The following is a 10,459-nucleotide window of genomic DNA, read 5'->3' on the forward strand; positions in this document are numbered from 1 at the left end:
GCGCGGTCAGGTCTTCGTCCGCGTGCGCCGCGGCGGGCTGCGCGCGCCGCGCTCGGCGTGCGCGCGGGCGCTGCCGGGGCGGGACGGGGCGGGCATGTCCGGCGCGCGGAGCGTGATGCGCAGCTTGTCGAGGAGCCGCGTCAGGGTCGAGAGCTCGGCCGGGGTCAGCCCGGAGAACACCTTGGCGACGCGCGCGGCGTGGCGCCGCTCGGCGTCGCGGAACGCGCGCTGGCCCTTGGCGGTCAGGTGGACGCGCCACGCGCGGCGGTCGCTCGGGTCGGCCCGCCGCTCGACCATGCCGTCGCGCGCCGCGCGGTCGACGAGCCCGGTGAGGTTGCCCGCCGTGACGAGCATGCTGCGGGAGAGCGACGCGAGCGTCTGCCCGTCGCTGCGCACGAGGTTCGCGAGGAGGTCGAAGCGCGGGAGGGTCATCTCGTGCTCCAGGTCCTCGCGGATCGCCGCGAGCGCGCGCTTGTGGACCGCGAGGATGCGCACCCAGGCGCGGACGGCCGCCTGATCGCCGCGCGCGCTCTCGGGCGGGGGGGCCGCGGCGAGCGGCCGCCGCGCCGGCGCCCCGCGCCTCACCGGCCGCCCTCGCCAGCGCCGGGCGGGGGGGCCGCGCCCGCCGCCGCGGCGTCGCCGGGCGGCGCGCCCGGCGCGGGCGCGTCCAGCGCGGGCGCGTCCAGCGCCGCGACGGCCTCGATCTCGACGAGCGCGCGCGGCTCGACGAGCCCCGCGACGCCGACGAGCGCCATCGCCGGGAAGTGCTCGCCGAACCGCGCGCGCCACGCGGCGCCGATGGCGCGGCGCGCGCTCCGGTACGCCTCGAGGTCGGTCACGTAGACCGTCATCCGCGCGACGTCGCCCGGCGCGCCGCCCGCGGCCGCGACGACCGCGAGCACGTTGTCGAGCGCCTGCGCGAACTGCTCGGCCAGATCGTCGCTCCGGAGCTGCCCCGACGCGGCGTCCCACCCGATCTGCCCCGCGACGTGCAGCGTCCGGCCGCGCGTCACGACGCCGTTCGCGTAGCCGCGCGGCGCCGGCCACCCGGGGGGCTCCACGATCTCGAGGCGGCCGCTCACCGCATCACCGCCCCGCCGTCGACCGAGATGGCCTGGCCGTGGATGCCGCGCGCCTCGTCGCTGCAGAGCATCGACACGACGAGCGCGACCTCCTCGGGCTCGACCATGCGGCCCTGGGGCGACATCGTCTCGAGCGAGCGCCGCGCCGCGTCCTCGCCCCGCCCGGTCTTCTCGGCGATGCGCGCGATCGCCTCGTCGGCCATGCGCGTGTTCACCCACCCGGGGCAGACGCAGTTGATGGTCACCGGCGTCCGGGCGATCTCCAGCGCGATTGTCCGGGTCATCCCGACCATGGCGTGCTTCGACGCGGAGTACGCGACCGAGTAGGCGAACCCCGTGAGCCCCGCTGTGGAGGCGACGTTGACGACGCGCCCGAACCCGCGCGCGATCATCTTCGGGATGAGGGCGCGGCACATCACGAAGGCGCCGGTCGCGTTGACCGCGAACATGCGGTCCCACATCGCGTCCGTGGTCCTGTCGAACGGCGCGCTCTCGGCCGCGCCCGCGTTGTTGACGAGCACGTCGATGGGCCCGACCTGGCCCTCGAGCGCGGCGAGCGCCGGGAGCGCGCCCTCGCGATCGCCCACGTCGAGCCGGACGGCGACGCCGCCGACGGCCGCCGCCGTCTCGTCGATCTCGGCCTGCGTACGTCCGGCGACGACGACGCGCGCGCCGTCGCGCGCGAGCCGCTCGGCGATCGCGCGGCCGATGCCGCGGCCTCCGCCCGTGACGAGCGCGGTCCTGCCTTCCAGCGACATGTGGATTACCTAAATCATATATATATGAAGCACAGGCCGAAGTCACCCTCGACGCGGCCTGCCGTCGCCGCGGCGTCGTCACCCTCGACGCCGCCGGCGGCGGCGTCCGTCCGCTGAGCGAGCGCGCTCGGCCGTCCGGCGCGGAGCGGCGCGCGGCGCCGCGCGCCGCTTCGCGCTGCCTCGTACGGGTTCCACCCGGCGATCTCGCTCGCGCAGTCGATCGTCGACGTCGTCGATCCGATCCACTAGGCTGCGCGGCGGTTCGTCGCGCCCCGCGACGGCTTCGCGCCGAAGGGCACCCACATGACCGAGGGCATCAATCCGGGCGGCAGCGGCGACACCTGCGCGCCGCCTCGCGGCACCGAGGTGCACGATCTCGCGTCGCGCGTCGCGGCGCTGCTCGCGTGCGCCGGCGTGGAGGCGCGGCCCGCGTCGACGGGCGCGGGCGCGTGGCCGGCCGGGCTCGCCGAGCCGCCGGACGTCGCGGCGCTCTACGCGGCGGCGGACGGCCTCGCGCTCGCGGACGGCACGCTGATCCTGCCGCGCGGCGAGGTCGCGCGGGCGACGGAGTGGCTCGTGGAGGATCGCTCGCTCGACTGGGAGCGCGACCTCCTGGTCGTCGGCGAGCGGGAGGATCTCGTGATCGTGCTCGATCTCGACGTCGCGGGCGCGCGCGCCGGGGGCGGCGTGCTGGAGGTGCCGACCGACGGGCTCGCCTCGTTCCAGCGCGTCGCCCGCACGGTGGTCGGTTACCTGGAGCGGCGTGTCGGCGTCCCGGGGGCCGAGGCCGCGTCGCCCGAGGTGCGGGCGCGCGAGGCGGCGGCGCGCCGCGACCTGCCGGCGCTCGCCGAGGCGCTGGCGGAGGCGATGTACCCGGGCGCGGAGCGGCAGACGGCGCACGCGGCGCTCACGCTGGGCGCGCTGCTGTCGGAGCGCGGGGACGAGGCGGCCGTCGAGGCGTTCGCGCGCTCGGTCGAGGCGCGGGTCGCGGCCGCGCCCAGGGGTGCGGCCGCGACGGAGCGCCTCGCGGCGTGGCGCGCGTGCGAGATCGCGGCGCGGCAGGCGGGCGCCGAGGCGATCGCGGCGGCGTGCGCGGCGCGAGCGCGGGTCGGGGGGTAGGCGAGGGGCGCGGGCGCTGCGGTCAGCGGACCGGGATCGCCAGGGAAAGCGAGGGCGCGCGGGCTCTGCGGTCAGCGGACCTGGATCACCTGGCGCTTCGCTTCCGGAGCACCGCTCGCCATGCGCGCACCACCGAGGTCTGATCGCCCTCGCGCTGGACGAATTGCATGAGCTCCGCGACGTCGAGCCCCGGCAGGAGCCGGCTCCGCCCCGACTCGACGTGGCCGTCCGGGCCGAGGAGGTGGATCGAGAGCTTCCCCTTCTTCAGGAACCACACCTCGGGCACGCCGAGCCCCGCATAGACGGACAGCTTGTCGATCGTCCCGCTCTTCTCGATGACCTCGATCGCGAGCTCGGGGATCCCCCCGTCCTCGACCGTCCCGAGCACGTAGCACTCATCCGGCTCCACGCCCCGCTTCGCGAGCCGGCTGCGGACGGTCATGCTGCCGTACCCGCTGAGCGGCAGCTCCGCCTCCTCGGCGTAGGCCTCGACGAGGCGGGCCAGGATCTTCTTTTGCCCCTCGTGGGGTCCGCCTGGGCTCATGAGCTCCAGCACTCCGTCGCAGTACGTCACCCGCACGCCGGCCCGGTCGCCGAGGACGGCCAGGAGGGCCTCGTACTCCTCCCACGAGACGTCATGGACGACGAAGAGCTGGTCCTCCGATCCCTCTGCCGCGTCCTCGCCGGTGCGTTCGGCAGGCGGGCCCAGGAGGGGGAAGGGTGTAGCGGCGGCCATGGCAGCGTGCTCCTCCGGGAGTATCGCCGCAGCATCGCGTGGCTGCAACCGCGGACCAGGCGGGCATCCTCGGCCGTCCGGCCGCGGGCCCTCAGAACACGCGCCCCAGCCCGTCGAGCGCCGCGACGCGGTACGCCTCGGCCATGGTGGGGTAATTGAAGGTCGTGTTCACGAAATAGCGAATCGTGTTGTTCGGCGGCGGCTGCGACATGATCGCCTGTCCGATGTGGATTATCTCCGCCGCGTTCTCGCCGAAGCAGTGGATGCCGAGCAACGCGAGCGTCTCGCGGTGGAAGATCAGCTTGAGCATCCCGACCTGCTGGCCCGTGATCTGCGCGCGGGCGAGCGTCTTGAACGTCGACTTGCCCACTTCATAGGGCACCTTCTCCGCCGTGAGCTCCCGCTCGGTCTTCCCCAGCGACGAGATCTCCGGCGTCGTGTAGATGCCCGTCGGGATGTCCCGGACCAGCTTGTAGTCGGCCTGACCGCAGATGTGGCTCGCCGCGAAGCGGCCCTGGTCGTAGCTCGCGCTGGCGAGCGCCGGGAAGCCGACGACGTCGCCGACCGCGTAGATGTGCGGCTGGCTCGTCTGGAAGCTCTCGTTCACCTCGAGCTGGCCGCGTTTGTTCGCCGTGATGCCGACGCTCTCCAGGCCGAGGTCGGCCGTGTTGCCCGTCCTGCCGTTCGCCCAGAGGAAGACGTCGCTCTTGAGCTTCTTCCCGCTCTTCAGGGACACCACGACCCCCTCCTTCGTGGCCTCGACCCGCTCGTGCTCCTCGCCGTTCAGCACGCGGATGCCGGTGTCGCAGAAGTGATAGCCGAGCGCGTCGGTGATCTCGTCGTCGAGGAACTCCAGCAGCCTGGCGCGCGTGTTCACGAGGTTCACGGCGACCTGCATGTTGCGCAGCATCGACGCGTACTCACAGCCGATGACGCCCGCGCCGTAGATCGTGATGCTCCGGGGGGTGCGATCCATGCGCAGCAGCGTGTCGCTGTCGAAGATGCGCGGGTGGCTGAAGTCCACGTCGTCCGGCCGGTACGGGCGAGAGCCTGTCGCGATGACGAAGCTGTCGGCCGTGAAGCGGCGGCGCTGGGTCCCGTCGGTCTCCACCTCGATCGTGTGCGCGTCGACGAACCTGGCCTGCCCCGGGATGAGCCGGACCCTGTTGTGATCGTAGAAGCCCTCGCGCAGATCGACCTGCTCGTCGATCACGTGGTTCGCGGTCGCGAGCAGCTCGGCGAACGGGTACTCCGGGACCACATCCATCCGCTTGTAGACGGGGCTCTGGTTGACCAGGTTCATGTGGTAGATCGCGCGGCGGAGCGCCTTGCTCGGGATCGTCCCCCAGTGGGTGCAGCCCCCGCCGACCCGCGTGTAGCGCTCGATCGCCGCGACCGATTTGCCGTTCTTCGCGGCCGTCATGGCGGCGCCTTCGCCGCCCGGCCCCGTTCCGATGATGATGAGATCGAAGTGCGGGGTGGTCGCCATCGCGTGTCTCTCCTCCAGCGAACGTCCAACGAACGCCGCGCGCCGCGCGCGCCGCTCACGCCGGCAGCGAGGCTACTCGAACTGGAGCGGCTCGTCGTCGTCGCCGACGCCGAGCATCTCGAGGATCTGGCGCACCTCCATCGCTGCCTCGACCTCCGGGCCCGAGTCGAGGAAGCCCTGGAGGTGCTTCCGGGCCATCGCTCGATTGCCGCGCGCCGCGTGGGCGAGGCCCATCGCGTGCATCGCCTCGCCGTCCTTCGGGAAGCGGCGGAGCGCCTCCTTCGCCTGCGCGATCGCCCCGTCGTGATCGCCGAGCCGCCGGAGCGCGTGCGACAGCGCGACCCGCGCCCCGAGGAAGCTCGGCGCGATCCGCACGGCGGCGCGGTAGGCGTCGCGCGCCGGCTCGAGCTGGCCGAGCTCGTAGAGCGCGTGGCCGAGCAGGTTGTACGCGTACGGGTTCGACGGCGAGGTCTTGATCACGTCCCGCAGCGCGACGAGCGCCGCCTGGAACTGCTCCTCCTGGAGGAGCTCGGCCGCCTCCTCGACGGCCTCCCATTGGGCGGCGTCCACCGATTCGTCCACCACAGCTCTGAGCACCATGGCCCGCAGTCTAACCAGAATCCGCGCGCCGTCCCGGCCCCCTTCGTGGTACCGCCCGGGCCGTGAGGCGCCCGCCGCGGACCAGGCTGCTCTTGTGGCACGCGACCGCCGCGCTCCCGGTCCTCGGCGCCGCCGCGGCCTTCTACGGCCCCGCGCTGGCCAGGACGGGCGGCGTCTGGCCGGCGCCGCTCGACGACGTCTACATCCACTTCGGGTTCGCCCGCGCCGCGGCCCTGGGCCACCCGCTCTCGTGGATCCCGGGCAACGGCTACTCGTCGGGCGGCACCAGCCTGACGTACCCGCTCGTCCTCGCGCCCGGGTACCTGCTCGGCTTCCGCGGCGCCTGGCTCGGCCTCTTCGCCGCGCTGCTCGCGTGCGCCGCGCTCCTCGACCTCTGCCGCTCGCTCCGGCGGCTCCTCGAGCCGCGCGGCCCCGGCGCCGCGTCCTCGCGCTGGGTGGCGTGGGTCGCGCCGCTCTTCGTCGTCGCGGTGCCGCTGCTCGACTGGAGCTGGTTCTCCGGCATGGAGGTCGCGCTGCTCGGCGCCGTGCTGGGCCGCGCGCTCGTCGCGGTGCGGCGCGCGGAGCTCGCCCCGCCGTCGCGGCGCCCGGCCGAGCAGCGCCGCGCGGGGCTCTTCGCCGCGCTGCTCGTCGCGACGCGCCCCGAGGCCGTCGCGCTCGCGGCGCCGCTCGCCGTCGCGGTGGCCCACGCCGCGGGGTCGCTCGGCGCGGCCGCGGCGCTCGCGCGCGCGTCGCTGCCGACGGCGCTGCTGCTCGGCGCGCACGCCGCCGCGAACCGGGCGTACACGGGCGAGTGGGGCGCCGCGGGGGCCGTGCGCAAGCTCATCCTCGCGAACCCGTACCCCACGCCGCTCGAGAAGGCGGTGGAGGTCGTCAAGAACCTCGCCGCGCTGCGGGTGCAGGCGCTGGAGAGCGCGCTCGGCGGCCCGTCCTTCGCGTTCCTCCTGCCGCTGCTCGGCCTCGTCGCGGCGCTCGACCGGCGCTCGCGGCGGCTCGCCGTGCCGCTCCTCATCGGCGCCTACGGCTCGCTGCTGCTCGTCGCGCTCAACACGACGGCGCGCTACCAGAACCTCCGCTACGCCGCCCCGGCGCTCGCGATGCTGCTCGTCGCCGCGGCCCTCGGGACCGAGGCGCTGGCGCGGCGTGGCCGGCTCGCGGCGGGCGTCGCCGCGGCGCTCGCGCTCGCGGCGCTCGCCGCGCCGTCCGCGTGGTTCGGGCGGCAGATCGACCATTTCGCCCGCGCCTCGGCGAACATCGCCGGGCAGCACGTCGAGGTCGCGCGGCGGCTCGGCGCGCGCGCGCGCCAACGCGGGGCGCCGCGGCGGGTGCTCCTCGGCGACGCGGGCGCGATCCCGTACCTGTCGGGCATCCCGGCCATCGACGGGCTCGGGCTCGGCGGCTACCGGGGGATGCCCTTCGCGCGGGCCTCGGTGCACGGCGTGCCTGCCGTCGTCGAGCTCATCGAGCGGCTCGACGCCGCCGAGCGCCCCGACGTCTTCGCCCTGTACCCGTCGTGGTGGGGCGGCCTCGCGGACGTCTTCGGCCGGCGCGTCGACGCGGTGAAGATCGAGGACAACGTGATGTGCGCCGCGGACGAGAAGGTGATCTACGAGGCGGACTGGTCGGCGCTCGCCCCGCCCGGGGAGCGCCGCGGCGGTGCCATCGACGAGGTGGACATCGCCGACCTCGTCGACGAGCGGGCGCACCGCTACGTCTTCCCGTCGCCGCGCGGCGGCTGGGTCGTCGGCGCCGTGCTGCGGGACGACGGCGCCGGCGGCGCGCCGCGGTTCGACGCGGGCAGGCTCATCCCGGAGGGGCGCGAGCAGTCGTTCGCGATCGGCGCGGTCGCCCGCGGCCCTGCCGTGCTCGCGCTGCGCACCGACGGCGGCGGTCCGGTCGCGATCGGCGTGGCCGTCGGGCGGCCGGCCGGAGACGAGGCGCGCGTCGAGGTGCCCGAGCGCCCGGCGGACCGCTGGTCCGAGATCCGGGTGCCGCTGCGCGACGTCGCGCCGGGGGATCTCGTCCGGATCCGCGCGCTTCAGGGGACGTTCCGCAGCTTCCACGTCTGGCTGCTGCGCCCGTGATCGGCCGGCGGGCGTGGCGCCCGGCGGCGGCCGGCGCCGCGGGGCCCACGTCCGCGTCGCGCCCTGCGCGCACCGGGCTGCCCGCGACACACCGCGTCGGGAGCGCGTCGGGGCGCTGCGCGACGGAACCATGGTAAGACCCACCACGTGGTGAAGTGGTTGCGTACGGCGGCCTTCGCGGCGACGAGCAGGGAGGTCGCCTCGTTTGCGAGGCAGGCGGTCCTCTTGCCGTACGACACCCTCGCGCCGGTGGTCCCTGCCGGGGCGCGCGACGGCGATGACGTCGTGATCATCCTGCACGGGCTCTTCGCGTCGGCCGGCGTCCTCCGGCCGCTGCGGACGGCGATCGAGCGTCATGCCGCCGCGTCGCGCGCGCCGCGATCGCCTGGCCGGCCGGGCTCGGCGCGGGCCGAGCCTCCGGCGTCGTCGGTCCACACCGCGACGATGTCGTATGCGCCCGGGCCTGGCGTCGAGGTGCTGTCGGCGCGCCTCGCGGCCCTCGTCTCGGCGCTCCCGGACGGCGTGCGCCTGCACCTCGTCGGCCACAGCATGGGCGGCATCGTGTGCCGCTTCTATGCGCAGGAGGTCGGCGATCCGCGGATCGTGCAGACCATCTCGATGGCGAGCCCGTTCGGCGGCATCCCGCGCGCGGCGCTGCTCGGCTTCGGCGGCGCGCGCGATCTCGACGCGTCGAGCCCGGTGCTCCGGCGCGTCCTCCTCGGGACGGCGCGGTCGAGCATCCCGCACCTGTCGATCATCGCCGGCGCCGACACGCTGGTCCGCTCGCCCATCGCGCACGCGCTGCCTGGCGGCGAGGTCCGCGTGATGGAGGCGCGCGGGCACAACACGCTCCTCTTCGACCCGGAGGTGGCGACCCTCGTGGCGCGGCGGATCGTCGAGCGGCGGGGCACCGTGCGGTGACGGGCGCGCTGACGGCGCGCTGACGGCGCGGTCACCGCGCTCTGACGCGCGCTGGCCGCTCGCTGACCGCCCGCTGGCCTATCGCCGCTCGGCGCTTCGTGGTAGCTCGCTCCGCGTGCGCTCGCCGATCGCCCTTCTCGTCGCCCTCGGGGGTTTGCTCGCCCCGCTTGCCTGGTCATCGCCTTCGCGCGCGGACGCCTCCGCCTGGTCCTTCGTCGGCGCCGGCGCTGTCGGCTGGAAGCAGGGCGACAGCGACCTCGTCGTCGACGGCGCGCTGTCGCTCGACGTCGGCGTCGGCACCACGCCCGACGCGCCGGTCATCGTCGGCGGCCTCGTGCGCGCGACCCCGCTCCTCGACAGCGGCATCGATCTAGCGCTGCTCGCGCGGGTCGCCACGCGCGGCTTCCAGGCCGGCCCGCTGGGGCTGGCCGTTGACGTGGGCGGTTACCATCGGTTCTGGGGCCCGGGCTCCACCGGCGTGGCCGGCGCGCTCACGCTGGGGGGGCCGCTCGGCATCAGCCTGTCGCTCCAGGGCAGCTACGGCACCGACGACGCCGTGTCGTTCGGCGCCATCGCGGGCATCGACCTGCTGCGCCTCACCGTGTACCGCCAGTCGCTCCTGCCGGTGTGGCCGAACCCGTCCCCCGCGCAGGATCGCCGGGACGTCGCGTCGCGCTGAAGGGCGCGCGCGCCGCCACACGGGTGCGTGGCCGGCGCGCAACTGCGACCTCGCTCGTGCGACATGGCACGCTCAAACTGGCTCGACCTTCACCTTCATCTTCCCATCTTCATCCGGTCAGACATCCGCGCCCTCCGAGCGGGGCAAGTCCCACGCGCGTAGGTGCCCCGAGCTCGCGCAAAATCCGTCATTCTGCCGGCGGCGCTGCGTCAGAAACCGCAGCGCACCGCGCGCTCGCCGAAGGCGTCCCGGCGCGATGCGCGGCGCGTCAGGATCGCGCTCCTGGCTGGCGAGGGCTGGAGCAACGCGCAGATCCATCGCGAGCTCGGCTGCGACATGATCCGTTCACGAGCCCGGCCGACCGGGATCGTGGACGGGCCGGCACGTCGTCGATCCAGCTACGAACTTCGGGAACGCTGTACTAGGAGGAGCGACGACCGCCGCCGCGTCACGTCACGGGCGCGGCGGCAGACGGGTCGATTCCCTGGGGGCTCAGCGGTGTGAACTGGATGGCAGCGGCCGGCGCATCACGGCGCCGGGCTGGCGGGCGCGCGCCCAGGCAAGGCGCGTCGGAGGGTCTTCATGGGTCGTCGCAGGGATACGCGCTGACCACGATGCTCACGCCGTGCTGTCCTACCGAGCGCAGCACGCCCGGATCGAGCTGGATGGTTCTGGCGCCCATCTCGTCGACGAACAGCGCGAAGTCGACCACTGCCGTCGCCCCGGACTGCACCAGGGCGGCAATCCGTGGCGCAAGCGAGAGAAACACCCGCATCGCCTCTTCGACGGCGAGCGACGTGTCCTCGTTCTCGGACAGGAGGATGTTGCATCCGGATGTCGTGCTGATCTTGCCGCCGTGTCGCCTTTCGCCCGCGCGCCAGACCTTCTCGAGCGCGGTCTCTGGAATCCACGTCAGGCACTGATCCACATCGAGATGTTCATCCTGAATCCTGAGCACGACCGTGGTCATGAT

11 protein-coding genes are annotated in these 10,459 nt (G+C 74.4%); 4 read left to right on the plus strand and 7 right to left on the minus strand.

The window, feature by feature from the left end:
• Positions 1 to 6 precede the first annotated feature (6 nt).
• Genes WMF24_RS10260 through WMF24_RS10270 form a run of 3 tightly spaced genes read right to left on the minus strand, consistent with a single transcriptional unit; the run spans position 7 to position 1,840 of the window.
• Positions 7 to 585: a MarR family winged helix-turn-helix transcriptional regulator gene (locus tag WMF24_RS10260; protein ID WP_437736199.1), complete on the minus strand. Its 579-nt coding sequence runs from the start codon at positions 583 to 585 to the stop codon at positions 7 to 9.
• Positions 582 to 1,082, minus strand: a complete 501-nt coding sequence (locus tag WMF24_RS10265; RefSeq protein WP_437736200.1) for a RidA family protein — start codon at positions 1,080 to 1,082, stop codon at positions 582 to 584. The genes WMF24_RS10260 and WMF24_RS10265 overlap by 4 nt, the downstream gene beginning before the upstream one ends.
• Positions 1,079 to 1,840, minus strand: a complete 762-nt coding sequence (locus WMF24_RS10270; RefSeq protein ID WP_437736201.1) for an SDR family NAD(P)-dependent oxidoreductase — start codon at positions 1,838 to 1,840, stop codon at positions 1,079 to 1,081. Before WMF24_RS10270 ends, WMF24_RS10265 begins: the two co-directional genes overlap by 4 nt.
• A 303-nt stretch (positions 1,841 to 2,143) precedes the next feature.
• Between WMF24_RS10270 and WMF24_RS10275 the strand changes: the two genes are divergently transcribed.
• On the plus strand, positions 2,144 to 2,959 hold the full coding sequence (locus WMF24_RS10275) for a hypothetical protein (RefSeq protein ID WP_437736202.1): 816 nt from the start codon (positions 2,144 to 2,146) through the stop codon (positions 2,957 to 2,959).
• A gap of 85 nt (positions 2,960 to 3,044) precedes the next feature.
• Here WMF24_RS10275 and WMF24_RS10280 read toward each other — a convergent pair whose 3' ends face one another.
• From WMF24_RS10280 to WMF24_RS10290, 3 genes are all read right to left on the minus strand, one after another.
• Complete coding sequence (locus tag WMF24_RS10280) at positions 3,045 to 3,695, minus strand: Uma2 family endonuclease (RefSeq protein ID WP_437736203.1); 651 nt, start codon at positions 3,693 to 3,695, stop codon at positions 3,045 to 3,047.
• A 91-nt stretch (positions 3,696 to 3,786) separates the two neighbouring features.
• A complete protein-coding gene (gene sthA, locus WMF24_RS10285) occupies positions 3,787 to 5,184 on the minus strand; it encodes a Si-specific NAD(P)(+) transhydrogenase (RefSeq protein ID WP_437736204.1) in 1,398 nt (465 codons plus the stop codon).
• A 72-nt stretch (positions 5,185 to 5,256) separates the two neighbouring features.
• Positions 5,257 to 5,784, minus strand: a complete 528-nt coding sequence (locus WMF24_RS10290; RefSeq protein ID WP_437736205.1) for a tetratricopeptide repeat protein — start codon at positions 5,782 to 5,784, stop codon at positions 5,257 to 5,259.
• A 62-nt stretch (positions 5,785 to 5,846) separates the two neighbouring features.
• Between WMF24_RS10290 and WMF24_RS10295 the strand changes: the two genes are divergently transcribed.
• The 3 genes from WMF24_RS10295 to WMF24_RS10305 all read left to right on the plus strand — a co-directional run bounded on the left by WMF24_RS10295 (position 5,847) and on the right by WMF24_RS10305 (position 9,486).
• On the plus strand, positions 5,847 to 7,886 hold the full coding sequence (locus tag WMF24_RS10295; protein ID WP_437736206.1) for a hypothetical protein: 2,040 nt from the start codon (positions 5,847 to 5,849) through the stop codon (positions 7,884 to 7,886).
• Positions 7,887 to 8,033: 147 nt separating this feature from the next.
• Positions 8,034 to 8,807, plus strand: a complete 774-nt coding sequence (locus WMF24_RS10300) for an esterase/lipase family protein (protein ID WP_437736207.1) — start codon at positions 8,034 to 8,036, stop codon at positions 8,805 to 8,807.
• A 115-nt stretch (positions 8,808 to 8,922) separates the two neighbouring features.
• Entirely contained in the window at positions 8,923 to 9,486 is a 564-nt protein-coding gene (locus WMF24_RS10305) for a hypothetical protein (protein WP_437736208.1), read from the plus strand.
• A 580-nt stretch (positions 9,487 to 10,066) separates the two neighbouring features.
• On the opposite strand, the gene WMF24_RS10310 is transcribed toward WMF24_RS10305, so the two are convergent.
• Entirely contained in the window at positions 10,067 to 10,456 is a 390-nt protein-coding gene (locus WMF24_RS10310) for a hypothetical protein (RefSeq protein WP_437736209.1), read from the minus strand.
• Positions 10,457 to 10,459: the final 3 nt, after the last annotated feature.

It is taken from the genome of Sorangium sp. So ce1335, from assembly GCF_051521615.1.
GTDB lineage: Bacteria > Myxococcota_A > Polyangia > Polyangiales > Polyangiaceae > Sorangium.

Excerpts from the sequence above, each read along its gene's own strand:
- WMF24_RS10310 (WP_437736209.1), bottom strand. The coding sequence starts at position 10,456 with ATGACCACGGTCGTGCTCAGGATTCAGGATGAACATCTCGATGTGGAT.
- WMF24_RS10275 (WP_437736202.1), top strand. The coding sequence starts at position 2,144 with ATGACCGAGGGCATCAATCCGGGCGGCAGCGGCGACACCTGCGCGCCG.
- WMF24_RS10290 (WP_437736205.1), bottom strand. The coding sequence starts at position 5,784 with ATGGTGCTCAGAGCTGTGGTGGACGAATCGGTGGACGCCGCCCAATGG.
- WMF24_RS10280 (WP_437736203.1), bottom strand. The coding sequence starts at position 3,695 with ATGGCCGCCGCTACACCCTTCCCCCTCCTGGGCCCGCCTGCCGAACGC.
- sthA (WP_437736204.1), bottom strand. The coding sequence starts at position 5,184 with ATGGCGACCACCCCGCACTTCGATCTCATCATCATCGGAACGGGGCCG.
- WMF24_RS10270 (WP_437736201.1), bottom strand. The coding sequence starts at position 1,840 with ATGTCGCTGGAAGGCAGGACCGCGCTCGTCACGGGCGGAGGCCGCGGC.